The sequence below is a fragment of the Streptomyces sp. NPDC020299 genome, from assembly GCF_044387825.1.
Taxonomy (GTDB): Bacteria; Actinomycetota; Actinomycetes; order Streptomycetales; family Streptomycetaceae; genus Streptomyces.
On sequence record NZ_JBIRWL010000030.1, the window covers coordinates 66,789 to 88,584 of the forward strand.

At 72.3% G+C, this 21,796-nt stretch carries 21 protein-coding genes; 15 read left to right on the top strand and 6 right to left on the bottom strand.

Features of this window, described 5'->3' with window-relative positions; translation table 11 throughout:
• Positions 1-82 precede the first annotated feature (82 nt).
• From ACH45E_RS42840 to cobI, 4 genes are read left to right on the top strand one after another with little or no spacing between them, the layout of a single operon-like run.
• A complete protein-coding gene (locus ACH45E_RS42840; protein WP_361455347.1) occupies positions 83-2,074 on the top strand; it encodes a putative cobaltochelatase in 1,992 nt (663 codons plus the stop codon).
• Positions 2,074-2,673, top strand: a complete 600-nt coding sequence (gene cobO, locus ACH45E_RS42845; protein ID WP_361455344.1) for a cob(I)yrinic acid a,c-diamide adenosyltransferase — start codon at positions 2,074-2,076, stop codon at positions 2,671-2,673. Before ACH45E_RS42840 ends, cobO begins: the two co-directional genes overlap by 1 nt.
• Positions 2,670-4,094, top strand: a complete 1,425-nt coding sequence (locus ACH45E_RS42850; protein ID WP_399042713.1) for a cobyrinate a,c-diamide synthase — start codon at positions 2,670-2,672, stop codon at positions 4,092-4,094. The genes cobO and ACH45E_RS42850 overlap by 4 nt, the downstream gene beginning before the upstream one ends.
• The gene (gene cobI, locus ACH45E_RS42855) at positions 4,091-4,840 is read left to right on the top strand and encodes a precorrin-2 C(20)-methyltransferase (RefSeq protein WP_361455338.1); all 750 of its coding nucleotides are present in this window, start codon (positions 4,091-4,093) and stop codon (positions 4,838-4,840) included. The genes ACH45E_RS42850 and cobI overlap by 4 nt, the downstream gene beginning before the upstream one ends.
• 14 nt (positions 4,841-4,854) lie before the next feature.
• Here cobI and ACH45E_RS42860 read toward each other — a convergent pair whose 3' ends face one another.
• Positions 4,855-5,586, bottom strand: coding sequence for a ZIP family metal transporter (locus ACH45E_RS42860; protein WP_361455335.1), 732 nt, complete (start codon positions 5,584-5,586; stop codon positions 4,855-4,857).
• A 103-nt stretch (positions 5,587-5,689) separates the two neighbouring features.
• Here ACH45E_RS42860 and cobM point away from each other — a divergent pair, with 103 nt between their 5' ends.
• From cobM to cobC, 6 genes are read left to right on the top strand one after another with little or no spacing between them, the layout of a single operon-like run.
• On the top strand, positions 5,690-6,508 hold the full coding sequence (gene cobM, locus ACH45E_RS42865; RefSeq protein WP_361455332.1) for a precorrin-4 C(11)-methyltransferase: 819 nt from the start codon (positions 5,690-5,692) through the stop codon (positions 6,506-6,508).
• The gene (gene cbiE, locus ACH45E_RS42870) at positions 6,505-7,746 is read left to right on the top strand and encodes a precorrin-6y C5,15-methyltransferase (decarboxylating) subunit CbiE (RefSeq protein WP_361455329.1); all 1,242 of its coding nucleotides are present in this window, start codon (positions 6,505-6,507) and stop codon (positions 7,744-7,746) included. The genes cobM and cbiE overlap by 4 nt, the downstream gene beginning before the upstream one ends.
• The gene (cobJ, locus tag ACH45E_RS42875) at positions 7,743-9,467 is read left to right on the top strand and encodes a precorrin-3B C(17)-methyltransferase (RefSeq protein ID WP_361455326.1); all 1,725 of its coding nucleotides are present in this window, start codon (positions 7,743-7,745) and stop codon (positions 9,465-9,467) included. Before cbiE ends, cobJ begins: the two co-directional genes overlap by 4 nt.
• Positions 9,464-10,051, top strand: a complete 588-nt coding sequence (locus tag ACH45E_RS42880; RefSeq protein WP_361455323.1) for a precorrin-8X methylmutase — start codon at positions 9,464-9,466, stop codon at positions 10,049-10,051. The genes cobJ and ACH45E_RS42880 overlap by 4 nt, the downstream gene beginning before the upstream one ends.
• A complete protein-coding gene (locus tag ACH45E_RS42885; protein WP_361455320.1) occupies positions 10,048-10,977 on the top strand; it encodes a sirohydrochlorin chelatase in 930 nt (309 codons plus the stop codon). The genes ACH45E_RS42880 and ACH45E_RS42885 overlap by 4 nt, the downstream gene beginning before the upstream one ends.
• The gene (gene cobC / locus ACH45E_RS42890) at positions 10,967-12,031 is read left to right on the top strand and encodes an Rv2231c family pyridoxal phosphate-dependent protein CobC (RefSeq protein ID WP_361455317.1); all 1,065 of its coding nucleotides are present in this window, start codon (positions 10,967-10,969) and stop codon (positions 12,029-12,031) included. The genes ACH45E_RS42885 and cobC overlap by 11 nt, the downstream gene beginning before the upstream one ends.
• Before the next feature lie 64 nt (positions 12,032-12,095).
• Here cobC and ACH45E_RS42895 read toward each other — a convergent pair whose 3' ends face one another.
• The 5 genes from ACH45E_RS42895 to ACH45E_RS42915 all read right to left on the bottom strand — a co-directional run bounded on the left by ACH45E_RS42895 (position 12,096) and on the right by ACH45E_RS42915 (position 16,681).
• On the bottom strand, positions 12,096-12,956 hold the full coding sequence (locus ACH45E_RS42895) for an SCO1860 family LAETG-anchored protein (RefSeq protein ID WP_361455314.1): 861 nt from the start codon (positions 12,954-12,956) through the stop codon (positions 12,096-12,098).
• 130 nt (positions 12,957-13,086) lie between these two features.
• A complete protein-coding gene (locus tag ACH45E_RS42900; RefSeq protein WP_361455311.1) occupies positions 13,087-14,178 on the bottom strand; it encodes an amidohydrolase family protein in 1,092 nt (363 codons plus the stop codon).
• Positions 14,179-14,196: 18 nt separating this feature from the next.
• Positions 14,197-14,991, bottom strand: a complete 795-nt coding sequence (locus tag ACH45E_RS42905) for an amino acid ABC transporter ATP-binding protein (RefSeq protein WP_361455308.1) — start codon at positions 14,989-14,991, stop codon at positions 14,197-14,199.
• Positions 14,988-15,824, bottom strand: a complete 837-nt coding sequence (locus ACH45E_RS42910; RefSeq protein WP_361455305.1) for an amino acid ABC transporter permease — start codon at positions 15,822-15,824, stop codon at positions 14,988-14,990. Before ACH45E_RS42910 ends, ACH45E_RS42905 begins: the two co-directional genes overlap by 4 nt.
• Positions 15,821-16,681 carry a transporter substrate-binding domain-containing protein gene (locus ACH45E_RS42915; RefSeq protein ID WP_361455302.1) on the bottom strand — a complete coding sequence of 287 codons (861 nt, stop codon included), beginning with the start codon at positions 16,679-16,681 and terminating at the stop codon, positions 15,821-15,823. Before ACH45E_RS42915 ends, ACH45E_RS42910 begins: the two co-directional genes overlap by 4 nt.
• 236 nt (positions 16,682-16,917) lie before the next feature.
• Between ACH45E_RS42915 and ACH45E_RS42920 the strand changes: the two genes are divergently transcribed.
• The 5 genes from ACH45E_RS42920 to thpD all read left to right on the top strand — a co-directional run bounded on the left by ACH45E_RS42920 (position 16,918) and on the right by thpD (position 21,605).
• On the top strand, positions 16,918-18,018 hold the full coding sequence (locus ACH45E_RS42920) for an aminotransferase class V-fold PLP-dependent enzyme (protein WP_361455537.1): 1,101 nt from the start codon (positions 16,918-16,920) through the stop codon (positions 18,016-18,018).
• Positions 18,019-18,324: 306 nt separating this feature from the next.
• Entirely contained in the window at positions 18,325-18,831 is a 507-nt protein-coding gene (gene ectA / locus ACH45E_RS42925; RefSeq protein ID WP_361455299.1) for a diaminobutyrate acetyltransferase, read from the top strand.
• A gap of 88 nt (positions 18,832-18,919) precedes the next feature.
• Positions 18,920-20,191 carry a diaminobutyrate--2-oxoglutarate transaminase gene (gene ectB / locus ACH45E_RS42930; RefSeq protein ID WP_361455297.1) on the top strand — a complete coding sequence of 424 codons (1,272 nt, stop codon included), beginning with the start codon at positions 18,920-18,922 and terminating at the stop codon, positions 20,189-20,191.
• Positions 20,192-20,276: 85 nt separating this feature from the next.
• Positions 20,277-20,681 carry an ectoine synthase gene (locus tag ACH45E_RS42935; RefSeq protein ID WP_361455294.1) on the top strand — a complete coding sequence of 135 codons (405 nt, stop codon included), beginning with the start codon at positions 20,277-20,279 and terminating at the stop codon, positions 20,679-20,681.
• A gap of 6 nt (positions 20,682-20,687) precedes the next feature.
• Entirely contained in the window at positions 20,688-21,605 is a 918-nt protein-coding gene (thpD, locus tag ACH45E_RS42940; RefSeq protein WP_361455291.1) for an ectoine hydroxylase, read from the top strand.
• The last annotated feature ends 191 nt before the right edge of the window (positions 21,606-21,796 follow it).

A 21,796-nucleotide genomic window follows, 5' to 3' on the forward strand; every position in this document is an offset into this window, starting at 1 on the left:
GGGACCACAGCAGCAGGGTGGCAGCCCCGGCGGCGCGCGGCGCCCTGCCCTCGCATCAGCCACTCGAAGGAGTGATCGCGGCGTGAGTACCCCGTTTCCGTTCACGGCCGTCGTCGGCCAGGACGATCTGCGGCTCGCGCTGCTGCTGAACGCCGTGTCCCCGGCGGTGGGTGGTGTGCTGGTGCGCGGCGAGAAGGGCACGGCCAAGTCGACGGCGGTGCGCGCGCTGTCGGCGCTGATGCCTCAGGTGGACGTCGTCTCCGGGTGCCGGTTCTCCTGTGACCCCGGCTCCCCCGACCCCGCCTGCCCGGACGGGCCGCACGAGCCGGGGGCGTTCGAGTCCCGGTCGGCGCGGATGGTCGAGCTGCCCGTCGGTGCCTCCGAGGACCGGCTGGTCGGGGCGCTGGACATCGAGCGGGCGCTGGCGGAGGGCGTGAAGGCCTTCGAGCCGGGGCTCCTCGCGGACGCGCACCGCGGCATCCTGTACGTCGACGAGGTCAACCTCCTGCACGATCACCTGGTCGACCTGCTGCTGGACGCGGCGGCGATGGGCGCGTCGTACGTCGAGCGTGAGGGCGTATCCGTCCGGCACGCCGCGAAGTTCCTGCTGGTCGGCACCATGAACCCCGAAGAGGGCGAGCTGCGGCCGCAGTTGCTGGACCGGTTCGGGCTGACCGTGGAGGTGGCGGCCTCCCGGGAACCGGACCAGCGGGTGGAGGTCGTGCGGCGGCGGCTGGCGTACGACGACGATCCCGCCGCCTTCGCCGCCCGCTGGGCGGACGAGGAGGCCGCCGTACGGGCGCGGATCGTCGCGGCGCGGGAGCTGTTGCCGTCGGTGCGGCTGGGCGACGGCGCGCTCAGGCAGATCGCGGCGACCTGCGCGGCCTTCGAGGTGGACGGCATGCGGGCCGACATCGTGATGGCGCGTACCGCGACCGCGCTGGCCGCCTGGGCCGGTCGGACCGATGTGCTCGCGGAGGACGTGCGGCAGGCGGCGCTGCTGGCGCTGCCGCACCGCCGGCGCCGCAATCCGTTCGACGCGCCGGGGCTCGACGAGGACAAGCTGGACCAGACGCTGGAGGAGTTCTCCGGCGAGGACGACGACCCGGACCCCGACGGCCCCGGTGGCGGTGGCGGCGGGCAGCCCCCGCAGGGCGACGGCGATCCGCAGGGCGGGAACACCGGCGCGCGCCCCGAGGCCGGTGAGGGCGGGGAGCCGCAGCCGTCCGGCGCCGGGGCGGGCGAACAGGCCCCGGCGCGGGCCTCCGAGCCCTTCCGCGCCAAGGTGCTCAGCGTCCCCGGCATCGGCGAGGGCGCCGCCGGGCGGCGGTCGCGGGCGCGGACCGAGCACGGGCGGACCACCGGGGCCCGGCGCCCGCGGGGCACGCTGACCAAGCTGCACCTGGCGGCGACCGTGCAGGCCGCCGCCCCGCACCAGCGGGCGCGGGGGCGGTCGGGGCCGGGGCTGGTAGTGCGGCGGGACGATCTGCGGCAGGCGACGCGCGAGGGGCGTGAGGGCAACCTCGTGCTGTTCGTCGTCGACGCCTCCGGGTCGATGGCGGCCAGGCAGCGGATGAGCGCCGTGAAGGGCGCTGTGCTGTCGCTGCTGCTCGACGCCTACCAGCGGCGGGACAAGGTGGGGCTGGTGACGTTCCGGGGGTCGGCCGCCGAGGTGGCGCTGCCGCCCACGTCGTCCGTGGACGCGGCGGCGGCCCGGCTGGAGTCGCTGCCCACCGGCGGGCGGACGCCGCTCGCCGCCGGGCTGCTGAAGGCGCACGACGTGCTGCGCGTGGAGCGGCTGCGGGATCCGGCGCGGCGGGCGCTGGTCGTGGTCGTGACGGACGGGCGGGCCACCGGTGGCCCGGAGCCGGTGGCTCTGGCGGGGCGGGCGGCCCGGTTGTTCGCGGCCGAGGGAACCGCCTCCGTGGTCGTCGACTGCGAGTCGGGGCCCGTGCGGCTGGGGCTCGCCGGGCAGCTCGCGGGTGAGCTCGGCGGCACCGCGGTGACGCTCGACGAGCTGCGGGCGGACAGCATCGCCGGACTGGTGAAGGACGTACAGAGGAGGGCCGCGTAATGCCTCAGGGACAGCCGAGTGTGGTGCCGGACGATGGGTTGACGACCCGGCAGCGGCGCAACCGGCCGCTGGTGGTCGTGCACACGGGCATCGGGAAGGGCAAGTCGACCGCCGCCTTCGGGCTCGCCCTGCGCGCCTGGAACCAGGGGTGGCCCATCGGGGTGTTCCAGTTCGTCAAGTCGGCCAAGTGGAAGGTCGGCGAGGAGAACGCGCTGCGGGTGCTCGGGGCGTCCGGGGAGGGCGGGTCCGTCGACTGGCACAAGATGGGCGAGGGGTGGTCGTGGGTCCAGCGGGATGACCAGATGGACAATGAGGACAAGGCCCGCGAGGGCTGGGAGCAGGTCAAGCGGGACCTGGCCGCCGAGACGTACAAGCTGTACGTGCTGGACGAGTTCGCGTACCCGATGCACTGGGGCTGGGTCGACACGGACGAGGTCGTGGAGGTGCTGCGCGACCGGCCCGGGACCCAGCATGTCGTGATCACCGGGCGGAACGCGCCCGAGAAGCTCGTGGAGTTCGCGGACCTCGTCACCGACATGTCCAAGGTCAAGCATCCGATGGACGTGGGCCAGAAGGGCCAGAGGGGCATCGAGTGGTGACTTCGTCCGTCCCTCGGCTGGTCATCGCCGCGCCCGCTTCGGGCAGCGGCAAGACCACCGTTGCCACGGGGCTGATGGCGGCGCTGACCGCGCGGGGGCTCGCCGTGTCCCCGCACAAGGTCGGGCCGGACTACATCGACCCCGGGTACCACGCGCTCGCCACGGGGCGGGTGGGGCGGAACCTCGACGCGTACCTGTGCGGGCCCGAGCTGATCGGGCCGCTGTTCCTGCACGGGGCGCGCGGATGTGAGATCGCCGTCGTCGAGGGTGTGATGGGGCTGTACGACGGGGCCGCCGGGGAGGGTGAACTGGCGTCCACCGCTCATGTGGCGAAGCTGCTGCGGGCGCCGGTGGTGCTCGTCGTGGACGCGTCGTCGCAGTCGCGGTCGGTGGCGGCGCTGGTGCACGGGTTCGCGTCGTGGGATCCGGAGGTGCGGGTCGGGGGCGTGATCCTCAACAAGGTGGCGTCCGACCGGCATGAGGTTCTTCTACGGGAGGCGCTGGACTCGGCCGGGGTGCCCGTGCTGGGGGTGCTGCGGCGGGTGGCTCCGGTGGAGACGCCTTCGCGGCATCTGGGGCTGGTGCCGGTTGCCGAGCGGCGGGCGTCGGCGGTGGAGGCCGTTGCCGCGATGGCTGCGCAGGTGGAGGCGGGGTGCGATCTGGAGGGGTTGCTGGCGCTGGCGCGTGGGGCGGGTACGTTGCCGTGTGCGGCCTGGGATCCGGCTGAGGCCCTGGAGATCGCGCCCCCGCCGCCCCTACCCTTCCCGTCCTCCAGGGGCTCCGCCCCTTCGACCCCGCCAGAGGGGGGACCCCCAGACAGGCTGGTGGTGGCTGTTGCCGGTGGAGAGGCGTTCACTTTCTCCTACGCCGAGCACACAGAGTTGCTGCGGGCCGCAGGTGCCGAAGTCGTCACCTTTGATCCACTGCGGGACGAACAACTCCCTGACGGAACGCGGGGCCTGGTGATAGGCGGCGGATTCCCCGAGGTCTACGCCGCCGAGCTGTCCGCCAACGAATCCCTGCGCAAGGCCGTCGCCGAGCTCGCCCTGAGCAAAGCTCCCGTCGCCGCCGAGTGTGCCGGGCTGCTCTATCTCTGCCGGGAGCTCGATGGGCGGCCCATGTGCGGGGTGGTGGATGCCTCCGCCCGGATGAGCGAGCGGCTGACGCTCGGCTATCGGGACGCCGTTGCCGTGAGCGACAGCGTGCTCGCCGGGGCGGGGACGCGGATGCGTGGGCATGAGTTCCACCGGACGGTCGTCGAGCCGGGGGCGGGGGCGGCGCCCGCCTGGGGTGTACGCGGTCCTCAGCCGCGTGTCGAAGGTTTCGTGCAGCAGGGCGTGCACGCGAGTTATCTGCACACGCACTGGGCGTCCGTGCCCGGTGTGGCCCGTCGGTTCGTGGAGAGGTGCCGGACGTCATGAGCAGCAGGCTGGTGGGAGTCGGGGTGGGGCCCGGGGATCCGGAGCTGGTGACCGTGAAGGGGGTCAACGCCCTTCGTGCCGCCGATGTCGTCGTCGTGCCCGTGATGGCTGCATCTGATGGGGAAGACAGTGGTGAGCGCGGGCGGGCCGAGGCGACCGTGTTGCACTACGTGCCGGAGGAGAAGGTCGTACGGGTCGTGTTCGCGCTCAACGAGCGGACCGACCGGGCGCGGCGCGAGACCGCCTGGGACGCGGCCGGTGAGCGGGTCGCCGAGCTGCTGAGGGGGCGCGGGTCCGTGGCGTTCGCGACCATCGGGGACCCGAACGTGTACTCCACCTTCACCTATCTCGCGCAGACCATCGTGGAGCTGGTGCCGGGGACGGTCGTGGAGACCGTGCCCGGGATCACCGCCATGCAGGATCTCGCCGCACGCTCGGGTGCCGTGCTCACCGAGGGCACCGAGCCGCTGACGCTGGTGCCGGTCACCGCCGGGTCGGCCGTGCTCAAGGAGGCCCTCGCGGGGCCCGGAACGGTCGTGGCGTACAAGTTCGGGCGGCAGGCCGCGGAGGTCGCCGAGGCGCTGCGGGAGACCGGGCGGCTCGACGGCGCCGTGTGGGGGTCGGCGCTCGGGCTGGCCGAGGAATCGATACGGCCGGCCGCCGAACTGGACGGCGGGCCGCTGCCGTACCTCTCCACGCTGATCGCGCCCGCCCGGCGCGACGGCGGACGGGGCGGGAAGCTTTGAGAGCGCCGCACGTGTCAGCCGGAGAGGCCGACCACGAGCCAGATGAACGCCGCTCCGGCCACCGTGCACAGCAGGGTGGAGCGGGCGGGGTGCTCGTGGTGGGCCTCGGGGAGGATCTCGGCGGCGGCGAGATAGAGCAGCGCGCCGCCGAACAGGCCGAGATAGCCGCCGAGGAACGTCTCCGGGATGGTCAGGAACGCGGTCGAGGCGGCGCCCAGCACGGGTGCGCAGGCGTCGGCGACGAGCATCGCGACGGCCTTGCGGCGCGCGTTGCCGTACAGGCTCGTGATGGTGAAGGTGTTGAAGCCGTCCGCGAAGTCATGGGCGATGACGGCGAGCGCGACCGCCGCGCCCATGCCGCCGCCCACCTGGAAGGCCGCGCCGATCGCGACGCCGTCCATGGCGCTGTGGCCGACCATCGCGGACGCCGCCGCCAGGCCCACCTCGGGCGCGCGGTGGTTGTGTCCCTCGGCGCCGCCGTGCGCCGCCTGCCGTGCGGCCAGCGTCCGTTCCACCAGGTGCGCCAGCAGGAAGCCGGCCACGAACAGCAGCAGGGCCGCCGGTACGCCGAACACCTCGCGGCCGGCCGCGTGCAGCGCCTCCGGCAGCAGGTCGAGGCCGACCACGCCCAGCATCAGGCCTCCCGCCAGGCCCAGGACCAGGTGGCGGCGGTCGGTCACGCGTTGTGCCGTCCAGCCCCCGGCCAGCGTCATCAGGAACGCGCCCAGCGCGACGAAGACCGCCATGTGCTCTTGCTATCCGATCGACCCGCGCGCACGCGTACCCGGCCGTAGCCGCCGCACTCACAGGACTTTTGCTCGTAGGACTTGTAGGAGAGGACAGATTCTCATGGCCGATGCCCCCACCGGCAAGGTGACCTTCGTCGGTGCCGGCCCCGGCGCCGCCGACCTGCTGACATTCCGTGCCGCCCGCGCCATCGCCGAGGCCGACGTGGTGATCTGGGCGGCCAGCCTGGTCCAGGCGGAGGTCCTCGACCACGCGCGGGAGGGTGCGGAGATCCTGGACTCGGCGGCCATGTCGCTGGAGGACGTCGTCGCCGTGTACGAGCGGGCCGTCCGGGAGGGACTGAAGGTGGCCCGGATCCACTCCGGCGACCCGGCTCTGTGGGGCGGCACGCAGGAGCAGCTCGACCGGTGTGCCCGGATCGGGATCGCGACGGAGGTCGTGCCCGGCGTCTCCGCCTTCTCGGCCGTGGCCGCCCTCGCGCAGCGTGAGCTGACCATTCCCGAGGTGGCGCAGTCGGTGATCCTCACCCGGCTGGGGGGCGGCAAGACGCCGATGCCGCCCGGCGAGGAGGTGCGCGAGTTCGCCAAGCACGGCACCACCATGGCCGTCTTCCTGTCCGCGGCCCGCAGCGGGCAGCTGGTGCGGGAGCTGCTGGAGGGCGGCTACCCGACCCATACCCCGGTCGTCGTCGCGTACCAGGCGACCTGGCCGGAGGAGCTGGTCGTGAAGTGCACGGTCGGCACGCTGGAGGAGACCGTCAAGGAGCACAAGCTCTGGAAGCACACCCTCTTCCTGGTCGGCCCGGCCCTGGACGCCGAGGGCACCCGCTCGCACCTGTACCACCCCGGTCACTTCCACGGTTACCGCAAGGCCGACCCCGAGGCCCGCAAGGCCCTGCGCGAGCGGGGGGCGAGTACGTGATCACCGTCGTCGGTACGGGGACCGGGGCGCCGGCCGACGCAGATGCCCTGGCGGGGGCCGAGCTCGTCGTGGGCGGGCGGCGGCACCTGGACGCCGCGGTACTGCCGGAGACCGCCGAGCGGATCGTGCTCGGCCCGCTCGCTCCCGCCCTGGACGCCATGCGGGAGTACGTCGACAAGGACCGGCGCGTGGTCGTGCTGGCCTCCGGCGATCCCGGGTTCTTCGGGATCGTGCGGGCGCTGGCCGAGCGGTTCGGGTCCGGGCTGCTGGATGTGCGGCCCGGGGTGTCGTCGGTCGCGACCGCCTTCGCGCGGCTCGGGCTGACCTGGGACGACGCGGTGGTGGTCAGTGCGCACGGGCGGAATGCGCGGACGGCCGTGCACGTGTGCCGGGCGCATCCCAAGGTCGCCGTGCTGACCGGGCCCGGCGCCGGACCGGCCGAGCTGGGTGCCGCGCTCGCCCGCACCGCCTCCCACCGGGTCCTCGTCATCGCCTCGGCGCTGGGCTCGGCGGACGAGCGGGTCGAGCGGGTCACGCCGGCCGAGGCCGCGGGACGCGACTGGGGTACGGCGGTGAGCGTCGTGCTGTGCCTGGACGAGTCGCGGACGCTCGGTCCCGTACGCACGCTCGCCGGCCCGGCCGCCGCGGCTTCCGCCGGGTGGGCGCTGGACGAGGGTGCCTTCGCCCACCGCGACTCGATGATCACCAAGTTCGAGGTGCGGGCGCTGGCCCTGGCCCGGCTCGGGCCGCGCCCCGGCGAGCTGGTGTGGGACGTGGGCTCCGGGTCCGGGTCCGTCGCCGTGGAGTGCGCGCGGCTCGGTGCCGCCGTCAGCGCGGTGGAGAAGGCCCCGGACGGGGTGGAGCGGATCCACGCCAACGCCGCCGGGCACGGCGTCGACGTGCACGTGGTGCACGGCACGGCACCTCAGGTGCTGGCCGGGCTCGACGATCCCGACGCCGTGTTCGTCGGCGGCGGGGGACGCGAACTGCCCGAGATCGTCGGTGCGTGCGCGCGGCGGGCCCGGCGGACCGTGGTCGTCGCGATGGCCGCGCTGGACCGGGTCCCGGCGGTCCGGGCCGCGCTCACCGAGGCCGGGTTCGCGTGCGAAGGCGTGCTGCTCCAGTCGTCCCGGCTCGCGCCGCTGCCGGGTGACGTGACCCGGCTCGCCGCGACCAATCCCGTTTTCCTGCTGTGGGGGAACAGAACCCCCGCTCGTAGTAGAGGAGTTGCTCAGTGATCGGCCTGATTTCCGCCACCGCTGCGGGGGCGGCCGCGCGCGACCGGGTGGCCGCCGCGTGGCCGGACCGTACGCGTGTGTACGAGGGTCCCGTCGGGGACGCCGTACGGGCCGCGTTCGCGGAGTGCGAGCAGCTCGTGTGCTTCCTGGCCACGGGGGCCGTGGTACGGCTCGTGGCGCCGCTGCTGGCGGACAAGACGTCGGACCCGGGTGTGGTGTGCGTCGACGAGAGCGGACGGTTCGCCGTGTCGCTGGTGGGCGGGCACGGCGGCGGGGCCAACGAACTCGCCCGTGAGGTGGGCGGGTTGCTGGGTGCCGAGCCGGTGGTGACCACCGCGACGGACTCCGTGGGGCTGCCCGGTCTGGACACGCTCGGGTTTCCGGTGGAGGGCTCCGTCGCGACCGTCTCGCGGGCCCTGCTGGACGGCGAACCCGTCGCCCTGGAGGCCGAGTTGGCGTGGCCGCTGCCTCCGCTGCCGACGGCGCCCAAGGGGGCGTACACCATCCGGCTCACCGACCGGGACGTCGAGGCGGGCGAGCGCGAGGTGCTGCTGCGGCCGCCGTCCCTGGTCGTCGGGGTCGGGGCCTCCAAGGGTGCGCCGGCCGACGAGGTGCTGGGGCTGATCGAGGCCGCGCTGCGGGAAGCCGGGCTGTCCGTGCGGTCCGTCGCCGAGCTCGCCACCGTCGACGCGAAGGCGGCGGAGCCGGGGATCGTGGCCGCCGCCGAGCGGCTGGGCGTGCCGCTGGTGACGTACTCCGCCGAGGAACTGGCCGGCGTCGAGGTGCCCAACCCGTCGGACGCGCCCCTCGCCGCCGTCGGCACGCCGTCCGTCGCGGAGGCCGCCGCGCTGGTCCGGGGCGGCGAACTCCTCGTCCCCAAGCGCAAGTCGGCGGCCAGCCCCGCGATGGCGACCTGTGCCGTCGTACGGCGGCCGGGGCGCGGGCGGCTCGCGGTGGTCGGGCTCGGGCCGGGCGCCCGGGACCTGCTCACCCCGCGCGCCGAGGCGGAGCTGCGGCGCGCGTCGGTGCTGGTCGGGCTCGACCAGTACGTCGACCAGATCCGCGACCTGCTGCGGCCCGGCACCCGCATCCTCGAGTCGGGGCTCGGCGCGGAGGAGGAGCGGGCCCGCACGGCGGTCGCCGAGGCCCGCGCGGGCCACGCGGTCGCGCTGATCGGCAGCGGGGACGCGGGCGTGTACGCGATGGCCTCCCCCGCGCTCGCCGAGGCCTCCGACGACATCGACGTGCTCGGCGTGCCCGGCGTGACGGCGGCGCTCGCTGCCGGGGCGATCCTGGGCGCGCCGCTCGGCCACGACCATGTGTCGATCAGCCTGTCCGACCTGCACACGCCGTGGGAGGTCATCGAGCGGCGGGTGCGGGCGGCGGCCGAGGCGGACCTCGTGGTCACCTTCTACAACCCGCGTTCCCGGGGCCGCGACTGGCAGCTGCCCAAGGCGCTGGCCATCCTCGCCGGGCACCGGGAGCCGGCGACGCCCGTCGGTGTCGTGCGCAACGCCTCACGGCCGGACGAGTCGAGTCGGCTGACGACGCTGGCCGCGCTGGACCCGGCGACGGTCGACATGATGACGGTCGTCACCGTGGGCAACACGGCGACCCGTGAGATCGCGGGCCGCATGGTGACGCCGCGCGGCTACCGCTGGCAGGACGCTGCATCGACGAGCGGCTCCGCCGCGGGTCAGGAGCAGGAGGGCGCCCGGTGAACCGCGTGGTCCATCCGATCGAGGTGGAGTCCTACCGGCGGCTGCGTGCCCGCCTGGACACCTCGCACTTCCCGCCGCTGACCCGGGCCGTCGTGGAGCGGGTCATCCACTCCGCCGCCGACCTGGAGTACGCCACCGATCTCGTCATGGACGAGGGCGACCTGGAGCGGGCGCACACCGCTCTGCACGCCGGGGCGCCGGTCGTCGTGGACGTGGAGATGGTCGGGGCCGGCATCACCCGGCGCGAGACCGTCTGCCGTCTGAAGGACGCCGAGTCCGGGCCGGGCCTGACCCGCTCGGCGCGAGCGATACGGCTCGCGTACGAGCAGGTCGGCCCGGGCGCCCTCTGGGTGATCGGCAACGCGCCGACCGCCCTGGAGGAGCTGCTGACTCTGGACGCCACGCCCGCCCTCGTCATCGGTCTGCCCGTCGGTTTCGTCGGCGCGGCCGAGTCCAAGGCCGCGCTGCGCGAGAGCGGGCTGCCCGCCGTGAGCAACGTGTCCGAGAAGGGCGGTTCGGCGGTCGCCGCCGCCGCGCTCAACGCCCTGCTGTACCACCCCGCCCCCGCTGAGGAGAAGCCGTGACCACCCCGCCGCCCGCCCTGCTCATCGCCGGCCACGGCACCCGGGACGACGCCGGAGCCGAGGCGTTCCGCGACTTCGTCCGGGAGCTGGGCCGCCGCCACCCCGAACTGCCCGTCGCGGGCGGTTTCATCGAGCTGTCCCCGCCGCCGCTGGGTGACGCGGTGACCGAACTGGTGGAGCGGGGCGTACGCCGTTTCGCCGCCGTCCCGCTGATGCTGGTGTCCGCCGGGCACGCCAAGGGCGACATCCCGGCCGCGCTGGCCCGCGAGAAGGAACGGCACCCCGGGATCTCCTACACCTACGGCCGTCCGCTCGGCCCGCACCCGGCGCTGCTGAACGTGCTGGAGCGGCGGCTGGACGAGGCGCTCGGCTCCTCGGCGCGCGAGCCGGAGGACCGGGCCGACGTGACCGTGCTGCTCGTCGGGCGCGGCTCGACCGATCCGGACGCCAACGCCGAGGTGCACAAGGCCGCCCGGCTGCTGTGGGAGGGGCGCGGGTACGCCGGTGTGGAGACGGCGTTCGTGTCGCTGGCGGCACCGGACGTGCCGAGCGGTCTCGACCGGTGCGCGAAGCTGGGGGCGCGGCGGATCGTCGTACTCCCGTACTTCCTGTTCACCGGCATCCTGCCGGACCGGGTGCGGCAGCAGACCGAGGGCTGGGCCGCCGCGCACCCGGAGACCGAGGTGCTGTCGGCGGACGTCATCGGGCCCGAGCCGGAGCTGCTCGACCTGGTGATGGAGCGGTACGAGGAGGCCGTCAAGGGCGACCTCAGGATGAACTGCGACTCGTGCGTGTACCGCATCGCGCTGCCCGGCTTCGAGGACAAGGTCGGTCTGCCGCAGCAGCCGCACTTCCACCCGGACGACGACGAGCACGGGCACGGGCATCACCATCACGGGGGGCACGCACACAGCCATGCGCACTGAGGACACCGCCACGGGCGGGCACGATCTGCGCCACCACGGGGACGCCGAGGTCCGGGACGACGGGGCCACGCTGGTCGACCTCGCCGTCAACGTCCGCGCGGACACACCGCCCGCGTGGCTGCGGGAGCACATCGCCGGGTCGCTGGACTCGCTCGCCGCCTACCCGGACGGGCGGGCCGCGCGGGCGGCGGTGGCCGGGCGGCACGGGGTTCCGGTGGAGCGGGTGCTGCTGACCGCGGGGGCGGCGGAGGCGTTCGTCCTGCTCGCGCGGGCGCTGAAGGTGTGCCGGCCGGTGGTGGTGCATCCGCAGTTCACCGAGCCCGAGGCGGCCTTGCGGGACGCGGGGCACACCGTGGACCGGGTGCTGCTGCGGGAGGCGGACGGCTTCCGGCTGGATCCGGCGGCGGTGCCGGAGGATGCCGACCTGGTGGTGATCGGCAACCCCACGAATCCCACGTCGGTGCTGCATCCGGCCGGGGCGGTCGCCTCCCTCGCCCGTCCGGGGCGGGTGCTGGTGGTCGACGAGGCGTTCATGGACGCGGTGCCGGGTGAGCGGGAGGCGCTGGCCGGGCGGACGGATGTGCCCGGCCTTGTGGTGCTGCGGAGCCTGACCAAGACGTGGGGGCTGGCCGGGCTGCGGATCGGCTATGTGCTGGCCGCGCCGGAGACGATCGCGGAACTTCAGCGGGCCCAGCCGTTGTGGCCGGTGTCCACGCCGGCGCTGGCCGCGGCGGGGGCGTGCGTGGCCCCGCGGGCCCTGGCGGAGGCGGCGCACGCGGCCCATCGGGTGGCGGCGGAGCGGGGCCATCTGGTGGCGGGGCTGTCGGCGTTCGCCGGGCGGGGCGTGCGGGTGGTGTCCCCTGCTCAGGGGCCGTTCGTCCTGGTGCGGATGCCGGGGGCGGGTGTGGTGCGGGGGCGGTTGCGGGAGATGGGGTATGCCGTGCGGCGGGGGGACACGTTTCCCGGCTTGGGGGAGGAGTGGGTGCGGGTCGCTGTGCGGGATCGGGGGACGGTGGACGGGTTTCTGCGGGCGTTGGGCGCTGCGCTGGCTTGAGCCGGGGTTGCCGGTTTTCCCTGGCTGGGCCCTGGGGCTCTGCGTGACCGCCCCCGCCCCCCCTTCAGCCCTTCCTCCGCCGTACCAGCGCCGCCGCTCCCCCACCCGCTGTCAGGAGCACCGCTGAGCCCGCCGCCAGGTACGGGGTCAGGGCGCTCGCGCCTGTTTGGGCCAGGTCGGGGTTGGCTGGGGCGCCCTGGGCCTTGATGGCGGAGGGCGGGGTCTTGGCCGGGGTCTCGCAGGTCGCCTCGGCCAGGGTCACGGTGCCTGTCACGTCGGCCACGTTCAGTTTCAGTGGGTTGATGGAGACCTTGAGCCGGAGGGCGGTGGCGGCCGCCTCGCGGGAGGTGGTGCTGCGGTGGGAGAGGTCCAGGCGGACCTCGCCGAGCCCGGGTACGCGGACGTCCGTCGGGCCGGCGGCGGTGAGGGTGACGCGCTTGCCGAGGACCGTGACCGCGCCGGGGACGGCGGAGGCGGCGGCCGGTGCCTTGCCGGACTCGCAGGTCGCCTTCGCGGTGACGGTGTCCAGCTCGACCAGGGACAGCAGGGGGAGGCCGGGGACGTGGAGCCTTGCGTGGGCGAGGTGGACGGTGGCTTCGGCGCGGGTCGCGGTCGTCGTGGCCTTGGCCGAGGCGGTGTCCGCGCCGAGGACGGTGAAGGGTTTGCCGCCGTCGACGCCGTCCAGGCGGGTGGACAGGGCGGTCTTCCCGGCCGTGAGGGAGAGCGCGAGCGGGACGTTCGCGGTCTTGTCCACGAGGGACACGTCGAGCCCGGTGCGCAGTACGACGGCACCGGCACGGCCGTGGTCGCCGGAGGCTCGGGCGGAGCCCGCGCCGGCCAGCGTGACGGGACCGGCGGCGAGTGCCGCGGCCGTCGCGACGGTGGCCCAACGGCGTGCGGGCAGGCGGAAGGTGGTGCCGTTCAAGGTGGGGACCCCCAGACGAGACTTGCTCGGGACCCGGCAAGAATCGCGCACCGAGGGTGAACCGTCAGCGATCCCGCGTCACTTCACTCCATCGTGGATTTTTCGTGCGTCTGTGCGAATCGCCCGGTGGTTATTCGACCACCAGGCCGTTCAGCACCACTCGTCGCGGTGACGCCAGTACCCGTACGTCCGCGCGCGGGTCCGTCTCGTACACCACCAGGTCCGCCGGTGCGCCCTCCTCCAGGCCGGGTCGGCCGAGCCACTCGCGCGCGCCCCAGCTCGTCGCGGAGAGGGCGTCGAGCGGCGGGATGCCGGCCGTGACCAGTTCCGCGACCTCGCCCGCGACCAGGCCATGGGCGAGGGAGCCCCCGGCGTCCGTGCCGACGTAGACCGGGATCCCGGCGTCGTAGGCGCCGCGCACGGTGTCGTAGCGGCGCTCGTGGAGCCGGCGCATGTGGGCGGACCAGCGGGGATACTTTGACTCGCCGCCGTCGGCGAGCCGGGGGAAGGTGGCGATGTTGACGAGGGTGGGGACGATCGCCACGCCCCGGGACGCGAAGAGGGGGATCAGCTCGTCCGTCAGGCCGGTCGCGTGCTCGACGCAGTCGATGCCCGCCTCGACGAGGTCACGCAGGGAGGACTCGGCGAAGCAGTGGGCGGTCACGCGGGCGCCCAGGCGGTGGGCCTCGGCGATGGCCCCCTCGACCGCCTCGCGCGGCCAGCAGGCGGAGAGGTCTCCGAGGTCGCGGTCGATCCAGTCGCCGACCAGCTTGACCCAGCCGTCGCCGCGCCGGGCCTCCTGGGCGACGTACGCGACGAGGTCGTCCGGCTCGATCTCGTGGGCGTAGCCCCGGATGTAGCGGCGGGTGCGGGCGATGTGCCGGCCGGCCCGGATGATCTTCGGGAGGTCCTCGCGGTCGTCGATCCAGCGGGTGTCGGAGGGCGAGCCCGCGTCGCGGATCAGCAGGGTGCCGGCCTCGCGGTCGGTCAGCGCCTGCTTCTCGGCCGCGTCCTTGTCGACCGGGCCGTGCGCGCCGAGGCCCACATGGCAGTGGGCGTCGACCAGGCCGGGCAGCACCCAGCCCTCTACGGTCGTCACCTCGCGGGCCGTGGCGGGGCGGTCGTACGAGATCCGGCCACCGACCACCCACAGCTCGTCCCGGACCTCGTCCGGGCCGACCAGGATCCGGCCCCTCACGTGCAGCACCGCGCGTTCGCTCATGCCCCGCACCCTAGTCAGCTACCGGCCGCCCTTGCCCACCTGGTCCGAGGCCTCCTCCTCCACCTCGGCCATCGCCGGGTCGAGGAGGCGGGAGAGGAAGTGGCGGGTGCGGTCGTGGCTCGGGTCGCCGATGACCTGGTCCGGGGTGCCGTCCTCGACGATCACGCCGCCGTCCATGAAGACGACCCGGTCGGCGACCTCGCGGGCGAAGGTCATCTCGTGGGTGACGACGATCATGGTCATGCCCTCGCGGGCGAGCATCCGCATCACGGCCAGGACATCGCCCACCAGTTCCGGGTCGAGCGCCGAGGTCGGCTCGTCGAAGAGCATCACCTCGGGGCCCATGGCCAGCGCCCGGGCGATGGCGACGCGCTGCTGCTGGCCGCCGGAGAGGGAGGACGGGTACGCGTCCGCCTTCTCCGACAGACCCACGCGTCGCAGGTTCTCGGCGGCCACCTCGGCGGCCGTCGCCTTGTTCCGCCGGAGCACCCGGCGCTGCGGGAGGGTGAGGTTCTCGGTCACCGTGAGGTGCGGGAAGAGGTTGAACTGCTGGAAGACCATGCCGATACGGCGGCGGGCGGCGTCGATGTCCACGTCGGGGTCGGTCAGCTCGGTGCCGCCGACGAAGACCCGGCCCTTGGTGGGTTCCTCGAGGAGGTTGACGCAGCGCAGCAGGGTCGACTTGCCGGAGCCGGAGGGGCCGATGACGCAGACCACCTCGCCCTGGCGGATCTCCAGGTCGATGCCGCGCAGCACGTCGTTGTCGCCGAAGGACTTGTGCAGGTCCTCGATGAGGACTTCTGGGGTGCTCACCTGACGGCCTCCTGGGCCTTGGCCTCCATGCGGCGGACGACGAAGCCGAGCGGGATCGTGACCAGCAGGTAGCACAGGCCGGCGACAAGGATCGGCGTGGAGTTGGCGGTCGTGCTGGCCAGGTCGCGGCCGAACTTGGACAGTTCGCGTTCCTCCAGGGTGACGCCGAGGAACAGCACCAGCGAGGAGTCCTTGAAGAGCAGGACGAGTTCGTTGGTGAGCGGCGGGAGGATGATCCGGAAGGCCTGCGGGACGATGATCGAGGCCATGGCCCGGGCGGGCGAGAAGCCCAGCGAACGGGCGGCCTCCATCTGTCCCTTGGGCACCGCCTGGATGCCGGCGCGGATCGTCTCGGCCATGTACGCGGCCGCCACCAGGCCGAGGGCGAGGGCCACCTTGCCGTAGGTGCCGCCGATGATCTCGGTGCCGGGGAAGGCCAGTGGTACGGCGACGCCGATGAAGATGAAGATCAGCAGGGCGGGCAGGCCGCGGAAGATCTCGATGTAGATGCCGGCGAGCCAGCGGTAGGGGCCCACGGACGACAGCCGCATCAGCGCGATGACCATGCCGAGCACCAGGCCGACGACGAAGCCGGACACGGTGTAGAGGACGGTGTTCTTCAGCGCCAGCGTGATGATGTCCGGGAACATCTGCCGGGCGATGTCGAGTTGGGCGAACTGGTTCTGCAGCTGTCCCCAGTCGGCGCTGACCGCGAAGGCGATCACGGCGGCGACGAAGACGGCGTACTGGACGCCGCGGGACAGTCTGCGCTTCTGGCTGCGGGTCAGACCCTTCTTCCTGGGCCGCACCTCGGCCTCGGCGGCGTCGGTCATGACGCGGAGGGGGAGGCCGCGGCGGCGTCGTAGGGGCCGATCCACTTCTCGTACAGCTTCTTGTACGTGCCGTCGGCCTTGGCGTCGGCGATCGCCTTGTTGATGGCGTCGCGGAGCTTGGTGTTGCCCTTCTTCACCGTGAAGCCGTACTGCTCACCGGTGTTGATGTTGTCGACCGTCTTGAAGCGGGCGGCGTTCGCCTTGTCCTTGAGCCAGCCCTGGACCACGGGATAGTCGATGACGACGGCCTGGACCTGGCCGGTGCGCAGGCCGTTGAGGACCGCGTCGGAGGACTCGAAGGAGACCGGGTCGTAGCCCTGCTTCTTCACGTAGTCCTCGCCGGTGGTCTGCGCCTGGGCGCCGAGCTTCCTGCCCTTGGCCTTGACGTCGGCGAGCGAGGTGATGCCGCTCTTCTTGTCGACGAGGACGGCCTGGGTGGCGTTGAAGTACGGGGCGGAGAAATCGACGTGCTTCTTGCGCTCGGCGGTGATGGTCATACCGGCCGCGGCGAGGTCGCACTGGCCGGAGTTGAGGAAGGCACCGGTCTTGAAGTTCTCGAAAGGCGTGTCGACGATGGCCTGCTTCACACCGAGGTCCTTGGCGACCAGGTCCACGAGGGAGACGTCGAAGCCCTGGACCTTGCCGCCGATCTCCGACTGGAAGGGCGGGTACGGCAGGTGGGTGCAGGTGGTGAGCTGCCCCGCCTTGACGACCTTGACCCCGCCGGCGGCGGTCTTCGAGCCGCCGCCGTTGCCGGTGGAGGTGCATCCGGAGGTACTGAGGGCCAGGAGCACCAGCCCGGCGGTCGCGGTGGTGGCGGCCAGAACACGGGTCCGGCGCCCGGGGAGGGTGATCACGGGAGGCCTCCGGTTGGGGAACTATGGGTTCCGATTATAAGGAGATGTTTGGGTTTCTCAAATGAATCTGATGGTCACGGGGTCGTTCGACCTAAGAAGTCACCGGTTGGTGACGGCCGACCGCAGCCGGTTACGCTCGACTCCATCCGTTTCATCCGCTGCTTCATCTGCTTCATCCGCTTCATCCGCTGCTTCATCTGTTCCATCTGTTCCCCGTGAGCGAAGAGAGCACCGCCGTGACCCACGCCTTCCTCGATCTCCCCCCGCTGAGCGCCGCGCGGTTCGCCTCGATCGAGGACCGGGTGGCCCGGCTGCTCGGCACCCGGCAGGACGTCGTGATCACGCAGGGCGAGGCGCTGCTGCCGCTGGAGGGGGCGATCCGGGCGACCGCGGGGCCGGGCACGACCGCGCTGAACGTGATCACCGGGCCGTACGGACAGACGTTCGGGAACTGGCTGCGGGACTGCGGCGCCACGGTGCACGACCTGGCGGTGCCCTTCCACACGGCGGTGACGGCCGAGCGGATCCGGGAGGCCTTCGCCGAGCACCCGGAGATCGACTTCGTGTCGCTCGTGCACGCGGAGGCGGCGACGGGCAACACCAACCCGGTCGCGGAGATCGGCGAGGTGGTGCGGGAGCAGGGCGCCCTCTTCTATCTGGACGCGGTCGCCTCCGTGGGGGCCGAGCCGGTGCTGCCGGACGCGTGGGGCGTGGACCTGTGCGTGATCGGGGCGCAGAAGGCGATGGGCGGTCCGGCGGGTGTGTCGGCGGTGTCGGTGAGCGAGCGGGCCTGGGCGCGGATGGCGGCGAACCCGAGGGCGCCGCGCCGCTCGTACCTGTCGCTGCTCGACTGGAAGGAGCGCTGGATCGACGGTGGCCGCAAGACGCTGCTGCACGCTCCCGCCCAGCTGGAGATGCTCGCCCTGGAGGCCTGCCTGGAGCGGATCGAGTCGGCCGGCCTGGAGGCCGTGATGGCACGGCACCGGCGTGCCGCGCTGGCCACGCGGGCCGGTGCGGTGGCTCTGGGCGGGGGCCTGGAGCCGTATGTGCACGAGGAGCGGGACGCGGCACCGGTCGCGACGACACTGCGGGTGCCGCCGGGCGTGGTGGCGTCGGAGCTGGTGGCCCGGGCGCTGGCGAACGACCCCGCGCTGCCGCTGGCCGCGGGCGGCGGGGCGCTGGCCGGGGAGATGATCCGGGTCAACCACTACGGTCCGGACGCGACGGCGGACGCGGTGCGGGCGTGCTTGGCAGCGGTGGGCGCCGCACTGGGCGAGCAGGGGTCGAGCGTGGACGCGCGGCGCGCTCGCGAGGCCGTGGACTCCGCCTGGCGATAGCGAGCGTATTGACGGTGTGACCTGTGCGAGAATTCACGGGATTTGCTAATTCTTATTTCAGGGTAGCTTTCCCATGTGCTTCTGCCCGCTTTTCCAGGGCGTAAACGCAGGGATTTCCCGAGCGGGCTACATGCCTGTGACGCGTTACACAACGCTTCCGTTGTGCACCTTTTGAGGTGCATAAACCGGGGCATATCGGCGCCCTGTCGCGCACCTGCCCGCGCTCGCGCGATAACACAGGACCCACACTGAAGTAACCCTATTCGGCCATGCATTTTTGAATTTCCACCGGTAAATTCAATCCGCATGACTGCCGCACAAGCAGACCTGCTCATCGACCACCCGGCGGTGGCGGACGGAGCCGCGCTCTGGCGTATCGCCAAGGACTCCAAAACCCTCGACCTGAACTCCTCCTACAGCTACCTGCTGTGGTGCCGCGACTTCGCCGCCACCTCGGCGGTGGCGCGCGGTGCCGACGGAGTACCGGTCGGTTTCCTCACCGGGTACGTACGGCCGGAGCAGCCGCACACCCTGCTCGTCTGGCAGGTGGCGGTGGACGCGTCCCAGCGGGGTCGCGGGGTCGCGGCCGCGCTGCTCGACGGGCTGACCGCACGCCTCGGCGCCGAGCGCGGGATCACCTGCGTCGAGACCACGATCACCCCGGGCAACACCGCCTCGGAGCGCCTGTTCACCTCGTACGCCGAGCGCCACGGCGCCGCGCTCTCCCGCGAGGTGCTCTTCGACACGGGACTGTTCCCGGACGGGCCGCACGAGCCGGAAGTCCTGTACCGCATCGGTCCCCTCTCCTTCTGATCTCCTTCTGAAGCGCACGCTGCGGAACCCACACGCCGCAGAACCCACACGCACTCCCCTCCCCCCACGCAACGAGGAGCGATTCGTCGTGACCATCACCCAGCCCGACCTCAGCGTCTTCCAGACCGTGGAGTCCGAGGTGCGCAGCTACTGCCGCGGCTGGCCCACCGTCTTCGACCGCGCGCAGGGCAGCCGCATGTTCGACGAGGACGGCCATCAGTACCTCGACTTCTTCGCCGGCGCGGGCTCGCTGAACTACGGCCACAACAACCCCGTCCTGAAACGGGCGTTGATCGACTACCTGGAACGGGACGGGGTCACGCACGGCCTCGACATGTCGACCAGCGCCAAGCGTGCCTTCCTGGAGTCCTTCCAGAACCTGGTGCTGCGCCCGCGTGACCTGCCGTACAAGGTCATGTTCCCGGGCCCGACCGGCACCAACGCCGTGGAGTCCGCACTGAAGCTGGCGCGGAAGGTGAAGGGCCGGGAGGCCATCGTGTCCTTCACCAACGCCTTCCACGGCATGTCGCTGGGCTCCCTCGCCGTCACCGGCAACGCCTTCAAGCGGGCCGGCGCGGGCATCCCGCTGGTGCACGGCACGCCGATGCCGTTCGACAACTACTTCGACGGCAAGGTCGAGGACTTCCTGTGGTTCGAGCGCCTGCTCGAGGACCAGGGCTCCGGGCTCAACAAACCCGCCGCGGTGATCGTGGAGACGGTCCAGGGCGAGGGCGGCATCAACGTCGCGCGCCCGGAGTGGCTGCGGGCGCTCAAGGAGCTGTGCGAGCGGCAGGACATGCTGCTGATCGTCGACGACATCCAGATGGGCTGCGGCCGTACCGGCGCGTTCTTCTCCTTCGAGGAGGCCGGGATCGTGCCGGACATCGTCACCGTGTCCAAGTCCATCAGCGGCTACGGGCTGCCGATGTCGCTGTGCCTGTTCAAGCCCGAGCTGGACATCTGGGAGCCGGGCGAGCACAACGGCACCTTCCGCGGCAACAACCCGGCGTTCGTCACGGCCACCGCGGCCCTGGAGACGTACTGGACCGACGGGTCCGCGATGGAGAAGCAGACCCAGGCCCGCGGCGAGCAGGTCGAGCAGGCGCTGATCTCCATCACCGAGGAGAACCTCGCCGACGTCAAGGAGTACCGGGGCCGGGGTCTGGTCTGGGGCCTGGAGTTCCACGACAAGGACCGCGCCGGAAAGGTCGCGCGGCGCGCCTTCGAGCTGGGGCTGCTCATCGAGACGTCCGGCCCGGAGAGCGAGGTCGTCAAACTGCTGCCGGCCCTCACCATCACTCCGGACGAGCTGGACGAGGGCTTGCGCGTCCTCGCCCGTGCCGTCCGCGAGACCGCCTGACCCGGTCCGACGCGATCTGACCCGACCTGACAACGACCTGGCCACGACCTGGCAGAGGTCCAGTACGAGGAGGAAGTGCACCACCGTGATCGTCCGTTCGTTCAAGGAGATCGAAGGCACCGACCGGCATGTGAAGGCCGCGTCCGGCACCTGGGAGAGCAAGCGCATCGTGCTGGCAAAGGAGAGGGTCGGCTTCTCGCTGCACGAAACGATTCTGTACGCCGGCACGGAGACGTCGATGTGGTACGCCAACCACATCGAGGCCGTCGTCTGTGTCGAGGGCGAGGCCGAACTCTCCGACCACGAGACCGGGAAGACGTACACGATCACTCCCGGCACCATGTACCTCCTCGACGGCCACGAGCGGCACACGCTGCGCATCAAGGAGGACTTCCGCTGCCTCTGCGTGTTCAACCCGCCCGTGACCGGACGGGAGGACCACGACGAGAACGGCGTCTACCCGCTGCTCACCGAGCCCGAGGAGGTGTGACAGACCATGACCACCACCACGACCACCACACCCACCCCACCCGACGTCACCGACCTCTACCCCACCCGGGGCGCCACCGAGGTGTCGACCCCGCGCCAGGACCCGGTCCTGTGGGGCACCCCCGGCACCCCCGGGCCGATCTCGACGACCGACCTCCAGTCGTTCGAGCGTGACGGCTTCCTCGGCGTCGACCAGATGATCACCGCGGAAGAGGCCACCGTCTACCGGCGGGAGCTCGACCGGCTGGTCAACACCCCGGAGATCCGGGCCGACGAGCGGTCGATCGTGGAGCCGCAGTCCCAGGAGATCCGCACCGTCTTCGAAGTGCACAAGATCAGCGAGCTGTTCGCGAACCTCGTGCGGGACGAGCGGGTGGTCGGCCGCGCCCGGCAGATCCTCGGCTCGGACGTCTACGTCCACCAGTCCCGGATCAACGTCAAGCCGGGGTTCGGCGCCAGCGGTTTCTACTGGCACTCGGACTTCGAGACCTGGCATGCCGAGGACGGCTTGCCGAACATGCGTACGGTGTCCGTCTCGATCGCGCTGACCGAGAACTACGACACCAACGGCGGGCTCATGATCATGCCGGGCTCGCACAGGACGTTCCTGGGCTGTGCCGGGGCCACGCCCAAGGACAACTACAAGAAGTCGCTGCAGATGCAGGACGCGGGCACGCCGTCCGACGAGGCGCTGACCAAGCTGGCCGGCGAGTACGGCATCAAGCTGTTCACCGGCCCGGCCGGATCGGCGACCTGGTTCGACTGCAACTGCATGCACGGCTCCGGCGACAACATCACGCCGTTCCCGCGCAGCAACGTCTTCATCGTGTTCAACAGCGTGGAGAACACGGCGGTGGAACCGTTCGCCGCCCCGATACGCCGCCCGGAATTCATCGGCGCGCGGGACTTCACCCCGGTGAAGTAACCCCCCGAACACCGGGCCGGAGCCTCCTCGTGTGGGACGGGGGGCCCCGGCCCGGTCGTCTCAGAAGCGTGCCAGGCAGAAGCGCCACACCCCCGGCCGAACACCGCGAGCCCGGCCGGGGGCCCGGGGGACACCCCCGGAAAACACAGCATCGGCGCGCGGGACTTCACCCCGGTGAAGTAACCCCCCGA

What these genes read in the sequence shown, in the direction of transcription:
- ACH45E_RS42900 (WP_361455311.1), bottom strand. Translation starts at nt 14,178, where the DNA reads ATGAGCGAACGCGCGGTGCTGCACGTGAGGGGCCGGATCCTGGTCGGC.
- cobC (WP_361455317.1), top strand. Translation starts at nt 10,967, where the DNA reads ATGCGCACTGAGGACACCGCCACGGGCGGGCACGATCTGCGCCACCAC.
- ACH45E_RS42910 (WP_361455305.1), bottom strand. Translation starts at nt 15,824, where the DNA reads ATGACCGACGCCGCCGAGGCCGAGGTGCGGCCCAGGAAGAAGGGTCTG.
- ACH45E_RS42860 (WP_361455335.1), bottom strand. Translation starts at nt 5,586, where the DNA reads ATGGCGGTCTTCGTCGCGCTGGGCGCGTTCCTGATGACGCTGGCCGGG.
- cobM (WP_361455332.1), top strand. Translation starts at nt 5,690, where the DNA reads ATGGCCGATGCCCCCACCGGCAAGGTGACCTTCGTCGGTGCCGGCCCC.
- ectA (WP_361455299.1), top strand. Translation starts at nt 18,325, where the DNA reads ATGACTGCCGCACAAGCAGACCTGCTCATCGACCACCCGGCGGTGGCG.
- cobI (WP_361455338.1), top strand. Translation starts at nt 4,091, where the DNA reads ATGAGCAGCAGGCTGGTGGGAGTCGGGGTGGGGCCCGGGGATCCGGAG.
- cobO (WP_361455344.1), top strand. Translation starts at nt 2,074, where the DNA reads ATGCCTCAGGGACAGCCGAGTGTGGTGCCGGACGATGGGTTGACGACC.
- thpD (WP_361455291.1), top strand. Translation starts at nt 20,688, where the DNA reads ATGACCACCACCACGACCACCACACCCACCCCACCCGACGTCACCGAC.